Below are 14,690 nucleotides of genomic sequence, written 5' to 3' on the forward strand. Positions count from 1 at the left end.
GATAAGACGATGTTGACCGCCCTTCTGATCGGGAATGAATCGCTGGCCCTCAACTGTGGCGAGGCCTGGCTTGGGCGCGGGCATGAAATCGCGGCCGTGGTCACGCGCAACCCCGATGTGAGGGCTTGGGCGACGGCCAAGGGCCTGCCCCTGATTGCCCCCGGCGCGGGCCTCTCCGAGGCGCTCAGCGGGGTGTCGTTTGACTGGCTGTTGTCGATTGCCAATCTGTCGGTTCTTCCCGAGAGCGTACTGGCAAAGGCAACCAAGGGCGCGGTGAATTTTCACGACGGGCCATTGCCGCGCTACGCGGGGCTCAACGCGCCGGTCTGGGCCTTGATCGAGGGCGAGGCGCGCCACGGCATCACCTGGCATCTGATAGAAGGCGGAGTGGATGAGGGCCGCATCATCGAGCAGCGCCTGTTTGATATCGCGGCCGATGACACCGCCTTTACCCTCAACGCCAAATGCTATGGCGCGGCGCTGGATAGCTTTCCCACCGTGATGGATCAGCTTGAGCGCGGCCTGCCCGGTGCGGTGACCCAAGACCTTGACGCGCGCTCCTATTTCGCCCGCGCCGACCGCCCCGAGGCCGCCGCCTGGCTGGATTTCACCAAGCCCGCAAGCGATCTTGCCCGGCTGGTGCGCGCGCTGGATCATGGCGGGTATCTTAACCCGCTGTGCATGGCGCGCATCAAACTTGGCGATCAGGTGGTTCTGGTTGGCAAGGCCGAAATCCTAAGCGGTAAAACCGGCCCGGCGGGAACGGTTATAGAAGTCACCAAAGACCAACTGAGTGTCGCAACAGGCGATGGCGCAATCCGGCTAGGCGCGCTTTGCGCAGGCGACGGAACGGCGATTGATCCGGTCAAACTGGCCACGCCGGGCATGATGCTTGCACAAAGCGGCGCGGCGGAGGGTCTCACCCGGATCATGACCGATCTGGCGCCGAATGACGGCTATTGGCGCGCCGCCTTGCGGGCCATGCAGCCGATTACCCTGCCGGTTGCGCCGGGGGATGGCGCGGGCGAAGAGCGGCATGCGCTTGACCTTACAGGCGACACGCCGCTTGGCATTGCCGCCCTCTGGGCCAGCCGCCTTGCGGGAGAAGCAGGCGCAACGCTGGCCTATCGCGGCAAGGCGGTGTCACAGATCGAACACCCCGGTCATACCTGTCCTTGGGTGCCTCTGACCCTGCCCGAGGGCGAGACGCTGGCGGATTTGCAGACGGCAATGCAGGCCGCCCTTGACCGCGCCGAGACCAAGGGCGGCTTTGCGCTTGATATCTTTGCGCGCGACCCCGGCCTTGACGCGGGTCACCGGCCCACGCTTGGCCTTCGGGTTGAGGGCAGCGGGCTTATCCCCGGCACGGTGGTGACGCTCGATCTGGGATCGACGCCGTCGCTTGTTTATGATCCCGCGCGCCTCTCGCCTGCGATGGCCGATTTGCTGGCCAAACGGCTTGAGGATCTCGGTCGCGGCGCGCCGGACAGCACGATCAGCGATTTGCCCCTTCTGCCCGAGGCCGAGCATCGTCTTGTCACTCAAAGCTGGAACCGCACCGCGCAGACCTATGATCCGCTGCCGCTTCACAGGATGATCGAGGCCCGCGCCGCGCGCGCGCCCGATACGACGGCCCTGGTGTTTGAGGATCAGGCCCTCAGCCACGCAGAGCTTGAGACGCGCGCCAATCGCGCCGCGCATGTTCTACGCGAGATGGGGGTTGGCCCCGGTGTTCTGGTCGGGCTTTGCCTGCCGCGCTCGGCCGATATGATCGTGGCGGCGCTTGCGATCTGGAAGGCAGGCGGGGCCTATGTGCCGATGGACCCGGCCTATCCGACCGAGCGGCTTGCGCTTTACCTGACCGATAGTGGCGCGCCGGTGGTGATTAGCCACGCCGCATTGGCCGCGACCCTTCCCAAGACCGACGCAGAGGTGCTCTGTCTTGATAGTGATCCACGGCTTGCAAGCGCCCCCGCCACCGCGCCAGAGGGCGGTGCCGGACCGGATGATCTGGCCTATGTGATCTATACCTCCGGCTCGACCGGGCGGCCCAAGGGCGTGATGGTCGAGCATCGCAACGTGGCAAATTTCTTTGCCGGGATGGACGGGCGCATTGCCCATGATCCGCCGGGGGTCTGGCTGGCGGTGACCAGCCTCAATTTCGACATTTCGGTGCTTGAGCTGTTTTATGCCCTCGCGCGTGGTTTCAAGCTTGTGCTGAGCGGCGATGAGACCCGCGCGCTTGTCTCGTCGGGTCATCTTGCCACCTCGGATCGCGGGATGGAGTTCAGCCTTTATTACTGGGGCAATGACGATGGCACCGGGCGTGACAAATACAAATCCCTGCTGGAAGGCGCCCAATTTGCCGACACCCACGGCTTTTGCGCGGTCTGGACGCCCGAGCGGCATTTTCACGCCTTTGGCGGCCCCTATCCCAATCCTTCGGTGACCGGGGCAGCGGTGGCGGCGGTGACGCAAAACATCGGCGTGCGCGCCGGAAGCTGTGTCGCGCCGCTGCACCACCCGGCCCGCATCGCCGAGGAATGGGCGGTGATCGACAACCTCACCAACGGGCGCGCGGGCCTTGCCATTGCCAGCGGCTGGCAGCCGGATGATTTCGTGCTGCGCCCCGAAAACACCCCGCCCGATAACAAGCCGGCGATGTTCGACGCGATCCGCGATCTGCGCAAGCTGTGGAAGGGCGAAGCGGTTGAATACCCGCGCGCCGATGGTAGCCTGCACAGCGTCGTGACCCAACCGCGCCCGGTGTCAAAAGATGTCCCGATCTGGGTGACAACGGCGGGCAATCCGGCCACCTGGAAAGAGGCCGGGGCGCATGGCGCCAATGTTCTGACCCATCTTCTCGGCCAATCGGTGAGCGAAGTGCATCAGAAAATCGGCCTCTATCATGCGGCGCTGCGCGAGGCAGGGCATGATCCGGCTGATTTCACCGTCACGCTGATGCTACATACCTATGTGGCGCAATCGCGCGACGAGGCCGAGCGCGTGGCGCGCGAACCGATGAAGGATTACCTGCGCTCTGCGGCCGGGTTGATCAAGCAATATGCCTGGGCGTTTCCTGCCTTCAAGAAGCCCGAAGGCGTCAGCAATCCGTTCGAGCTTGATCTTGGATCGCTTTCTGAGGACGAGTTGGAAGGCATCCTCGATTTCGCCTTTCTGCGGTATTTCGAGGATTCCGGCCTTTTCGGCACGGTCGAGGATTGTGTCGCGCGGGTTGAAGAGCTTAAGCGGATCGGCGTGGATGAGGTTGCCTGTTTGATTGATTACGGCATTCCGGTGCGCCAGGTTCTGGACGGCTTGCGCCCGCTGGCGCAGGTGCTCGAACGCTGCAATCGCGTCGGCAGCATCCCCGAGGATGACTTTTCCATCGCGGCGCAGATTTTGCGCCATGGCGTCACGCATTTGCAATGCACGCCGTCGATGGCGCGGATGATCGCGATGAACGACGAGGCGCGCCATGCGCTTGGGCGCATCAAGCATCTGATGCTCGGTGGAGAGCCTTTGCCGGGGGCGCTTGTGGGCGAGATGGCAACGCTGAGCGGCGCCACAATCGAAAACATGTACGGGCCGACCGAAACCACGATCTGGTCCACCACTGCCCCGGCCACGCCGGGCACAGGCGTGGCGCCGATCGGCACGCCGATTGCCAATACCCAGACCTATGTTCTTGACGACACGATGCGCCCCGTGCCGGTTGGCGCGCCCGGCGAATTGTGGATTGGCGGCGACGGTGTAACGCGTGGCTATCTTAACCGCGATGATCTGACCGCAGATCGGTTTCGCGCCGATCCGTTCCGCCCCGGCGGGCGGATTTACGGCACGGGCGATCTTGTGCGATGGCGCGCCGATGGGCAGATCGAGTTTATCGGGCGGGCCGACACGCAAGTCAAGCTGCGCGGTTATCGGATCGAGCTTGGCGAGATCGAAAGCGCGCTTGAGGCCTGCGCCGGGGTCGAGCAGGCGGTCGTTCTGGCGCGTGAGGATAGCCCCGGCGACACCCGCCTTGTCGCCTATCTGCGTGGCTCTGCCGAGATTGAGGCTCTCAAGACAGCACTGGCAAGCACCCTGCCCGCGCATATGATGCCTGCGCATTTCCTGCGCCTTGAGGTGTTCCCGCTGACGCCCAACCGCAAGGTGGATCGCAAGGCGCTTCCGGCGCCGTCCCAGGCCGATCCCGCGCCGCAAACCGCAGTCAGCTCTGCCGCACAGGGCAGCACGCTGGAGCGCGATATCGCTGCGATCTGGTCGCGCATTCTTGGCGTGGCCCAGATCGGGCCGCAGGACAGTTTCTTTGATCTTGGCGGGCACTCGCTTTTGGCGGTGCAGGCGCATCGCGAAATCCGACAGGAGCTGGCGGCGAGCGCGTTGAGCATCACCGACATTTTCCGCTTTCCCAAGCTGGCGGCCCTGGCCGCGCGGGTGGCAGAGGCGCGCGGCGATACCCCCGCCATGAGCCCCGCCCCCGCGCAGCAGGCCAATGCCACCGCGCCCGCAGAGCTTGGCGCGCGTGCCACCTCGCGAGCCGATGCGATGTCGCGGCGGCGCGCGATGCGTGCGGCGCGCCAAGGCTAGGGCGATGCTGATCTCCGCGCTGCGCGCGGTCCTGCCGCCGGATGTCGCGCTTGGCAGTGCTGATCCCACCGCGCCCGAGACCGGGCTTTGGCCCGGCGAAAGCGCCGCAATGGCCCGCGCAATCCCTGCCCGGCGACGCGAGTTTGCCGCCGGGCGGCGCGCCGCACGCGATGCGATGCAGGCGCTTGATTTACCCCCCACAGCAATTCTGCCCGGCCCGGATCGTGCGCCGATCTGGCTCGACGGGATCACTGGAAGCATCAGCCATGGCGGCGGCACCTGTCTTGCCCTGGTGGCGCGACGGGGGGCTATCACCGGCCTTGGGATTGATCTTGAACCGGCAGAGCCATTGCCGCCGGACATGATTGAGACTATTTGTACCGGGCCGGAACACGACGCAATCAAGGACCATGATCTTATGGGCCGAGTGATCTTTTGCGCCAAGGAGGCCGCCTACAAGGCGCAATATCCGCTTAGCCGCAAAATCCTTGAATTTCACGATCTGCAAACCACCATCGACCTTGCCGGGGGGCAGTTCGAGGCGCGTTTCACGCGGACTTGCCCGCCCTTTCAGGCGGGCGCGCAGATGGTCGGCCGCATCGTCATCGCCCGAAACCTTGTTGCCGCTGTTGTGGTGCTGTCCGCGCCGTGAAACCGCCCGAGAACAGAGTGTTTCCAATCACGTGCAAATAAACTGTGGCGAGATTGCGGCCAAATCGCTAAATTAAGGCGGAGATTAGACAAAAATCTGTCAGGGCCGTTTGGGGGCATTCGGTCGGCAGGGTGTTTGAGGTGGGCATTGCCCCCGGCACTTGGCCGATGATTACGCACCTCGGGCGGTTTTTCGTTTCAAACGACGCTGAAAGGTGGATGATGGGTTCGATCCAATCCTTGCCCGGTTTATATCGCATGCTGCGCCGCAGGCTGTGGCTTATTGCATTCGTGACGCTTGCAGGCAGCGTTGGCGCGGTGTTTTTCGCGCTCAATCAGCCACGCGCCTATGAGGCGACAGCGGTCATCCAGATCGAAACCCCGCAAGTGGGCCGCGACATCACCGGGCGCGTCGTGCCGACGGATGCGATGCAACGCCTGCAACTGATCGAGCAGCGCCTGATGGCGCGCGACAACCTCATCAAGGTGATCGACAAGCATGCGCTTTTTGCCGACGCCCCCAATATGCCGCTGCCGCAGAAGATCTTTAACCTGCGGATCTCGACCCGGATCGAACAGATTTCCGTCGGGCTTCAGGGCGTGGCGACCACCCCTTCGGGGCTAAGCGTCACGGTGCGCCTTGGGGACGCGCAAAAGGCCGCCGATATCGCGAATGAATTTGTCGATACCGTGCTGACTCAGAACCGCGAACGGCGTCTGGCGCTGGTGCGCGAAACCCTTGGATTTTACAGTGCCGAAGAAGAGCGCGTCAGCGCTCAGATCGCTGCGGTCGAGGCCGACATCGCAGAGTTCAAGCGCGCCAATGCCGATGCCCTGCCCGAGAATGCGGGCGCGTTGCGCACGCAGCTTAACATGCTGAATGAAACCACCCTTGAGATCGAGCGCCAGATCATCGCGCTTCAAATCGACAGTTCGCGGCAGCGGCAGGAGGTCTTCGCGCGGCAGGTCGAGCAGCTTACCGATCAGCGCAACCTTGTCGGGGCGCGCATTGCCCGGATCGAAGACGCGATTGCCGCCGCCCCGCGCGTCGAGCGCGAGCTGGGCGCCTTGCTGCGCAGCCAGACCCAGTTGCAGGAGCAGCTCAACACCATCACCCGCAACCGGGTTGAGGCCGAAATGTCGAGCGTTCTGGAAAACAGCCAGCAGCAAGAGCGGTTCGAGATTTTGGAAACGGCGATTCCGCCTGCGATTCCGGTCTCGACCAGCCGCAAAAAGCTTGCGCTCATGGGCGGTGTTGCCAGCCTTCTTGCCGGGCTCGGCCTTGCGTTCCTGCTTGAGATCATGAACCCGGCGCTGCGCACCGCCGCGCAGCTTGAGCAAGAGCTAGACATCACCCCGGTGGTGACAATCCCGGTCGTGCGTCTGCGTCACGAGCGGCGCAAGCAGGCGGCAAAGGCGATTGGTGCCTTTATCCTTGCCTTGATCAGCCTGCCCTTTATCTTGCGTTTCATCCACGAGCGGGTCATCCCGCTTCGGATCTTGGGCAATCAATAACCGTATTTCGCGATGTCACCATCTTCGGCGCGGTTCATCACCACCCCAAGCAGCGGGGTCTCTGCGCCAAAGCGGCGTTTGACATCGCGCACCTCCTGGGCCGTGCTGCGCCCGCCGCCGATAACCAAAAGCACGCCGTCGAATTGCGGGCGGAACCCCAGAACGTCGTCGTAATAAAGCGCGGGCGGCATGTCGAACAGCACGACATCCGGCCGCAGGCGGGCATAAAGATTGTCGAGTACTTCGCCGGTCCGGGGCGCCTGCAACAGTTCGGCCGCATAGGTTTCGACGCGATCATTCAGGCCAAAGGCGAGGTTTTCGCCAATATTCAGCGCATTTTCGGCCGGGCGGACAAACTGTTGTTCAAGCGAGGTATCGCCCGTCAGAAAGGACGCAATCGGCCCCGGCGCAGACAGGCCGAGGGTACACGCAAGCGACGGGCGGCGCATATCAAGATCCATCAGAACGGTATGCACGCTTGTCTGACGCGAGAGGCTGATCGCGAGGTTGGCCGCGACGAAAGACTTGCCGCAATCCGGCGTCGGCGAGGTGATCGCAACGCGATGCCAGCCCTTCGCGCGCAGGACCGCCAAAAGCTTGGTGCGCAGCACGTCAAAGGCCACATGCGCGGGGTCTTCGCGCGTGGCACTGATCAGGCGGTTGCGCGTCAGATGTCTGGCGTCAAGCGGCACCGATCGCAGGTTTGGCCAAAGTAGGGGTAACGGCGCAGGCGCCTCATCGGCCGCATCTTCGGCAGGGTCATTGGTCAGGGTGACCTCTGGCACGGGGACGACGATAACCTCAGACTCGTCTTCGCGCGCCTCCTCAACAAAAGGCGCATCCTCGATGTCGAGCATGTCGGTATCGGTCGGCTCAGGCTCAGGCTCAGGCTCAGGCTCAGGCTCAGGCTCAGGCTCAGGCTCAGGCTCAGGCTCAGGCTCAGGCTCAGGCTCAGGCAGTTGTTGGCCATCGGCCTCTGGCGCAAGCGGTTCTTGGTCGAGCGGCGGCGCGATCATCTCGGGGCGCAGCGCAAAGGGCGCCTCGTCGGCCTCTTGCGTGGCCGCCTCGGCATCGAGCGACAGGGCATCCACTTGATCCGGACTATGGGAGTGAGGGCTTTCCAGGGCATCACGACGCGCGGCGCGGCGGCGCATATAGGCCTCATAGCGCGACAGTTTCATGGCGCGATCCTCCGGCCACGCCCCAAGCGAAACGGCGCGCCAAGGCACGTGATCTCCGCCAACCTGAAAAGGCCCTGCTCAGCCATTTGAAATTCCCTTACCTGCCCGATCAGGTAGACAGGATAAATCCGGCGACAATGCGACCGAAAAAGAGAGATTGTATGCCCCTTTCCGGGGAACCTCAGAAGCCCATCAAGTTGGCCTCATCCACCGCCTGTTGCAAAAACCCCTCGCGATCCGAGATCGGCGCCCAGCCAAGAACCGATTTCGGGTGGGCGTTGTCAAAGGGCGAGAAATGCGCCCGCGATTTCCAGTCACGCAAAGAGGCGCGGATCACACCGGGACGACGCAGCGCATAGGTTTTGAGCGCAGATTTGACCGCATCCGCCGCCCAAAGCGCCGTGAGATTGCCCGATGTCACGCGAATGCGCGCGCCAAGGCGGTTGTGGATGGCGTCAAAATAGGCGCGCGCCGACAGCTGAACATCGCCAACAAGGTTGAACGATTGACCAAGGGCCGCGTCCTGTTCGCCCATGCGGATAAGCCCATCCGACACATCGCCGATCATCACGAAGGGCAACGGGTTTCTGCCCGGCCCCCAGATCCGAACCGCGCCTGCCCCATGCCAGCGGCCAATCCCCCAATGTTGCAGCGGCCCGCCGCGCCCGACCACGATACCGGGGCGCGCAATGCAAAGGGGCAGCCCCTCGTTGCGGTGCATCACCCAAAGCCGCGCCTCGCATTCCGCCTTGGAGCGGGCATAGAGGTTACGGTCACTCATATCGGCGGCAAAGCCGGTCTGCTCGGTGATCCGTTGGGCCGGGTCGGACATGTCATAAGAGGCAATCGTGCCGGTATAGACAAAGCGTTTCACCCCCGCCGCCAGAGCCGCACGCGCGATCCGGTCAGACACTGCCACGTCGTTCTCAAGGCAATCCTCCCAGGTGGTGCCAAGCGCGCGGGCAAGGTTGAAGACCACCTCGATGCCCTCCATCGCGGCGACAAGACCGGCCTCGTCAATGAGGGAAACAGGACAGGTTTCAACCTGTTCGGCAAGATCGGCAAAAGGACCATGCGCGCCGCGCGACAGAACCCGCACATCACGCCCCTGCGCGACCAGGGCACGGGTCAGATCACGGCCCAGAAACCCGGTACCGCCAATGACCAAAGCGGTGGGTTTGGGCGCACGGCGCGGGGCGGGAAAGGTCTTGGTTTCGCGGCCCTGATCGGGCATCAGGACGATGGTGGCGTCAATCGCGCGCATCACCGTTTCCGCCGCCGCCCCGTCAAAGCGCGCGTCCATCGGGGTATCGCCACGAATGGCCGCGTAAAACCCGGCAAACAGCCCCTGAAAACTAAGCGCGTAGGGCGATTTGCGATTCAGCGAGGTGAATTGCCGCGCGGCGTTCACCGTACCTTCGCGAAGGTTCTCCCAGCCGGTGGCCATCTGGCGCGCAAACGGGTTCAGCACCAGATCAGCGGTGTTTTCATGCGCCAGCGTCAGAACATCCGCCGCGTAATCAAGCCGGGCAATCCCCGAAGAGCCGCGCACAGTCAGCGAGCGGTCATCAAGCGTTTCCACCAGTTGCAGGTTGAACGCGATATCGACATCCCCCGCCCGTGCCGTGATCCGCCAGCTTTGCGGGCGCGTGCCGCTTCCGGGCAGGTCAATCAGCTTGCCAAGGCTAAGCCCCGTTACCGTGACAGGGCCGAAAAGGTCATGCGCAAAGGCAAAAAGATGCGGGCCCAACTCAAGGATAAGATTGCGCGGCTCGCGCAGCATCCAAAGGCCAAACGGCCCCGAGCGCAGCGGCGCAAGCGGGAACGACCAGGTGATCTCGGCACTCGACAAACGCCCCAGATCGCCCGCCGCGATTTTGCGCTTGAGGCGGGCATAGGCGGGCAGCCCCATGAAATTATGCCCGGCGGCGAAATGGCGCCCCGAGGCCTTGGCGGCGGCGTTGATCTCGGCCACCTCATCGCCCGAAAGCGCGACGGGTTTTTCCACCAGGACATGCAGGCCGGCACCAAGGCAGGTCTTGACCAATGCCGCGTGGCTCTGCGGCGGGGTCAGGATATGCACGGCCTCAACCGCGCCCGAAGCGATCAAATCCTCGACCGAGCCAAAGGCGCGCGCACCATGCGCCGAGGCAAGCGCTTCCGCCGCGCCGCGCGAGACGTCACAGACCGCCGTCAACCGCACGCCGGGCGTGGCGCGCAAAGCATCGGCATGCCAGCCCGCGATATAGCCCGCCCCGATCAACCCGACCTTGATATCAATGGCCATGAAGCCCCCTCTTTCACTTGTACTCGATGATCCGCATCGCCTGTCCACGCCATTTGCGCAGGTGATAGGTCAGCATGCCGATCAGGTTTGGAAATTTCGATAAGCTCAGGAAAACCGAATGGTGCAGCGCGGCTCGTGTGGCCATGCCTTCGCGGCGCAACCCCTGAACGGTGCGCAGATAGGACAGGACATAGAGCGCCAGTGCAGCCGCCAAGAGCGGCCAGAACACCAGCCCCAATAGCGCCAAAACCGGCAAAACCGCCCCGTAAAGCCAGACCCGACGGCGTTCGCGGGTGAAGTATTCAGGGTGCAGATCACCGACCTGCGCAAAGCCGTGACCAGATCGTACCGCGCGTTGCCACCACTGGCCAAAGCGCGTCATATCCGCATCGTGACGCGTCATCGCGAGCGGCAGGCGCACTAGCCGCCAACCGGCCTTGCGCAGGCGTGTGCAAAACTCGTCATCCTCGGCGGCGATCACCGTCGGGTCGAACCCGCCAACGCCCTCAAAGGCCGATGCGCGCACCATCATGTCGCCGCCACAGGCCATGATCTCGCCCGCCGGGCGGTGCCATTCGTGATCGCAAAGCGCGTTGTAAACGCTGCGCTCGGGGTAAAGCTCGGAGCGCCAGCCGGTGACAAGGCCAAGGTCAGGGTCGTCCTGCAAGGCGCGCGCGCCCGCCGCGATCCAGCCCGGCACAACCGCGCAATCGCCATCGACGAATTGCACCGCATCGGGCATGTCCCCCGCCAGTGCCGCCACCCCGGCAGAGCGCGCACGCGCCGCCGTAAAGGGCGTTGCGGTATCAAGTTCCACCACCTCTGCCCCTGCCGCCCGCGCCGCCGCAACGCTTTGGTCGCGCGACCCGCTATCGACATAAATGAGGCGCAGGCCCTGCCCCGAAAGCGAGGCAAGACAGCGTTCAAGCCGCGCGCCCTCGTTGCGCCCGATGATCACGGCGGCGATCGACAAGCTCATGCATCCGCCTCCGGTCGTTTGGTCAACGGCGGGGTGCCCGTGGCGTATCCCTCGAACAGCTCTGCCAGCCATGCGCCCTCGGCCTCAGAGGTGAATTCGGCCAGCACCTTGGCGCGCCCGGCCTCGCCCATGGCGCGGCGCAGATCGCCATCCCCAAGGATCGACGCGAGCGCCGCGCGCAAAGCGCCCTCATCCCCCGGCGCCACCACAAACCCGCTTTTGCCATCCTCGACAAGCTCTGGCACCCCGGCGATGCGGGTGGTGATCACCGGCAGGCGGGCGGCCATTGCCTCCATCAACACGACCGGCACGCCTTCGGCAAAGCTCGGAAGGACAAGCGCCGTGGATTGCGCCAAAAGCCCGGCCACCTCGGATTGCGAGCGATAGCCCGCAAATGTGAGATGCGCGGTTAGCCCCATGGCCTGCGCCATGCGTTCAAGGTCATTGCGTTCCGGTCCGTCCCCGACCAGCGTCAGGTGCAGATCGGGGTGCGCAGGGAGCAGATCGCGCAGCGCCGCAAAGAGCACCGGCACGCCCTTGACCGCCGCCAACCGCCCGACAAACAACAGATGCGCGGGCGCACCCCGAGCGGGTGCGTCATACCGCGCGGGATCAACCCCGCAATGCACGATATGCAGCTTGGCCCAGTGCTTGGGCGCCGAAAACGCCATCGCCTGCGAGCGGCAGAATTCGCTGATGCAGGCGACAAATCGGGCGCGGGCGATCTTTTCGTCCAACCGCCAGCGATACGGCTCGAAAAAGATATCGGGGCCATGCAGCGTGAAACTATAGGGAATGCCCGACATCTCGCTCATCAGCATGGCCACGGTACAGCTTGATTTGGCAATGTGGTTGTGCAGATGGGTGATCCCGCGTCGACGAAGGTGATCGGCCAGAACCGCCGCTTCGACCAGATAGATAAGCTGGTAAAGCGTCGGTTTTATCCCGCCGGGGCTCGTGCGCCACGCAAGGCAGAGCGCGCTTAGCCAGCGTTTTGGCCGCCTGAATGCCGCCAGATGCGCGCGGATAAGGCGCAGCGGCGATGTGGCAGCCTCAAGCACGTGAAAGGTCTGCGCGGCCTCAAGGCGTTGCTCGGGGCCGGTATGATGCTCAGGCCCGGTGCGGCGCATCGAACAGGTCTCGACCACCATGCCATGGGCGCGCAGGGCGGCAACCTCGCGCTGAATGAAGGTATCGGTCGCGCGCGGGTATTCGCCGGTGAGATAGGCAATCGGGCCGCTCATGGGGTTGCCTCAAGGGCGTCGCGCAGTGCCGCCGCGCCCCCCTGTTCGGGATGCCAGCCAAGGCCGACCTTGGCGCGGGCGTTCGAATATCGGACCGGCATTATGCGCGCGCGCAACGTGGCGGGGCGCAAAAGACCCGGAAGGCGCGGGCCAAGCGGCGCAAGGGCGCGCGCCGATGCATGCAAAACCCGCCAGCTCAGCGGGATCACACCGCGCGGCCAACCGCCCCGGCGCAACGCCGTGACAAACTCTGCGCGACTCGGACAGGCATCGCCCAAGATATTGTAAACACCCCCTGCGCCACTGCCTCGTGCGGCCAGACCAAAGGCCCGCGCGCAGTCAGAGAGGGCAACAACCGGCACCTCGCCGCGCGTCTCAAGCAGGATCAGGACCGGACCGATGCCAAGGCCTAAATGCGCGTTCATCACCCGCCCCGGGCCGATGATTGCGCCGGGGCGCAGGATGGTCAGGTCAAGACCGGCCTCTTGGGCAATCCGTTCCTGCGCAAGCTTGGCGCGGGCATAGCTGTCGCGCTCCAGCGGAGCGGCTTCAAGCGGGGTATCCTCGTCGATCAGCGCGCCCTCAAGACCCGCATCGGCGCTATAGACCGCGATCGAACTTGCAAGCACAAGGCGCGGTGGTTTTGGCGCGGCGGCCATGGCAAGGGTCAAACGGCGGGTCGCCTCTAGCGTGTCACGCTCCTGCACATTCCAATCCCCCGACAAGGCGCTTGCCAGATGGATCACCACGTCAATGCCCAGCAAAACCTTGGCCAATTGCGCAGGGGTCGCTGCCGCAAGATCAAGGACCACCGTTTCGGCGCCATCCCTGCGCGCGCCGGGCTGTGAGGCCCGGACAAGCGCCCGCACCGCATGGCCCCGACCAAGCATGTCGGCAACCACCGCACGCCCCAGGAACCCACCGACACCGGTCACAAGAACGGTTTGCGGCGTCACGCCCATGGCAAAAGCTCCATGCGCTCACAGCCGCTCTGCATGACCTGCGGCCCGGTGGTACGGCCCGCATTCTGGATCGCCAAAGTGACTTCGGTCAGGTGCAGCGCCATGTCATTGGACAACCGACAGGCGCGCCCCTCGGCAAGAGCGGCGAGCATCTCGACCGGGCCAAGCGCGAAATTCATCGAGGCCGCGCCCCAGCGTCCCGGCTTGGGGTGCGTGGCCCCGCGCGCGCGAATGCGACGACCGAAAGGATGCTCCAAAAGGCGCCGACGGATCGTCAGACGGCGAAAGAACCGCACCGGCGCGGCATTGTCCCAGGCGCGCGCCACCTGCAAGACGCCCTTGTCGCCGATCACCCTGATCCGGTGATCATGCGGCGCGGCAATCGAACAGGTCAGCCGCGCCACCGGGCCATCGGCAAAAAACAGTGTCGCCACCGAGAAATCCGGCGTCGCACCCGCGCCCGGCTTGTCGGGGATCACGCTGGCCGAGGCCGCAACCACGGTCTCGACCCGGCCAAACATCGCGATCAGCCAACTGAGGTAATAGCCCGCATGTTCCAGCGTACAGCCAACGCGAAACTCGTCCTCATAGGGCCATGGCGCGCCGCTTTCGCTCTGCCATTTGCCATAGGGCGCCTGCGGGATGAAGCCGTCGTCAAGCTCTGCGTAAACAAGGCGCGGCGTGCCCGCCACGTCGCGGCGCACGGCGGCGGCCAGAACCTGCGCCGCCTCGCCAAGCACCGAACAGGGCGCCGAGGCCAACATCAAACCGCGCGTCGCCGCCAGATCAAAAAGCTCCTGCGCCTGCGCCACTTCCATCGCCAACGGCTTTTCGGAATAGACATGATGCCCGGCCTCAAGACAGGCGCGGTTGACCTCGTAATGCGCGCCCGGATTGGTCAGGTTCAACACCACACCATCCGTCCCGAGGGTCACCAGCAGGCCTGCAAGGTCAGCCGCCGGCGCCACGCCCCAATGGGCACAAAACGCCGCAAGTCGGGCGTGATCACGGTCATAGGCGGCGCAAGCCGTCACCTCGGGGTGGCTGGCGAGTGAACGCATGTAAAGATCGGCCACGAATCCGCAGCCTATGATCGCAACCCGGCTCATGCCGCTTGCCTCATATTGGCATTCTTTACCAAGATCATCGCCCAGTTCCCCTGCATTACCCCCCGCTAAGCACATGAAAATGGCGATAATTCGACCATTTTTCCAAATTCCGGGATATTTGCCGCCCCGTGATGCCGACCGGCCACGCCGAAGCGGCAAAATCGCAAAA

9 protein-coding genes are annotated in these 14,690 nt (G+C 64.2%); 3 read left to right on the forward strand and 6 right to left on the reverse strand.

The features are described 5' to 3' along the window. Positions 1 to 9: 9 nt before the first annotated feature. From ROG8370_RS08890 to ROG8370_RS08900, 3 genes are all read left to right on the forward strand, one after another. A complete protein-coding gene (locus ROG8370_RS08890; RefSeq protein WP_085826735.1) occupies positions 10 to 4,593 on the forward strand; it encodes a MupA/Atu3671 family FMN-dependent luciferase-like monooxygenase in 4,584 nt (1,527 codons plus the stop codon). A gap of 4 nt (positions 4,594 to 4,597) precedes the next feature. Then, positions 4,598 to 5,245, forward strand: coding sequence for a 4'-phosphopantetheinyl transferase family protein (locus tag ROG8370_RS08895; RefSeq protein WP_245827278.1), 648 nt, complete (start codon positions 4,598 to 4,600; stop codon positions 5,243 to 5,245). 218 nt (positions 5,246 to 5,463) lie between these two features. Beyond that, complete coding sequence (locus ROG8370_RS08900; protein ID WP_245827280.1) at positions 5,464 to 6,759, forward strand: Wzz/FepE/Etk N-terminal domain-containing protein; 1,296 nt, start codon at positions 5,464 to 5,466, stop codon at positions 6,757 to 6,759. Here ROG8370_RS08900 and ROG8370_RS08905 read toward each other — a convergent pair. From ROG8370_RS08905 to ROG8370_RS08930, 6 genes are all read right to left on the reverse strand, one after another. After that, the gene (locus ROG8370_RS08905) at positions 6,753 to 7,940 is read right to left on the reverse strand and encodes a CpsD/CapB family tyrosine-protein kinase (RefSeq protein WP_245827281.1); all 1,188 of its coding nucleotides are present in this window, start codon (positions 7,938 to 7,940) and stop codon (positions 6,753 to 6,755) included. The two genes, ROG8370_RS08900 and ROG8370_RS08905, sit on opposite strands and share 7 nt — an antisense overlap. A 181-nt stretch (positions 7,941 to 8,121) precedes the next feature. Then, positions 8,122 to 10,227, reverse strand: a complete 2,106-nt coding sequence (locus ROG8370_RS08910) for an NAD-dependent epimerase/dehydratase family protein (protein WP_085826738.1) — start codon at positions 10,225 to 10,227, stop codon at positions 8,122 to 8,124. A 13-nt stretch (positions 10,228 to 10,240) separates the two neighbouring features. Further along, entirely contained in the window at positions 10,241 to 11,206 is a 966-nt protein-coding gene (locus ROG8370_RS08915) for a glycosyltransferase family 2 protein (protein WP_085826739.1), read from the reverse strand. Beyond that, positions 11,203 to 12,450: a glycosyltransferase gene (locus ROG8370_RS08920; RefSeq protein ID WP_085826740.1), complete on the reverse strand. Its 1,248-nt coding sequence runs from the start codon at positions 12,448 to 12,450 to the stop codon at positions 11,203 to 11,205. The genes ROG8370_RS08915 and ROG8370_RS08920 overlap by 4 nt, the downstream gene beginning before the upstream one ends. Beyond that, positions 12,447 to 13,412 (reverse strand): NAD-dependent epimerase/dehydratase family protein, encoded by a 966-nt coding sequence (locus tag ROG8370_RS08925; RefSeq protein WP_085826741.1) that lies wholly within the window; start codon positions 13,410 to 13,412, stop codon positions 12,447 to 12,449. The genes ROG8370_RS08920 and ROG8370_RS08925 overlap by 4 nt, the downstream gene beginning before the upstream one ends. Next, a complete protein-coding gene (locus tag ROG8370_RS08930; RefSeq protein ID WP_085826742.1) occupies positions 13,403 to 14,521 on the reverse strand; it encodes a Gfo/Idh/MocA family protein in 1,119 nt (372 codons plus the stop codon). Before ROG8370_RS08930 ends, ROG8370_RS08925 begins: the two co-directional genes overlap by 10 nt. Positions 14,522 to 14,690 lie beyond the last annotated feature (169 nt).

The sequence above is a fragment of the Roseovarius gaetbuli genome (assembly GCF_900172365.1).
Taxonomy (GTDB): domain Bacteria; phylum Pseudomonadota; class Alphaproteobacteria; order Rhodobacterales; family Rhodobacteraceae; genus Roseovarius; species Roseovarius gaetbuli.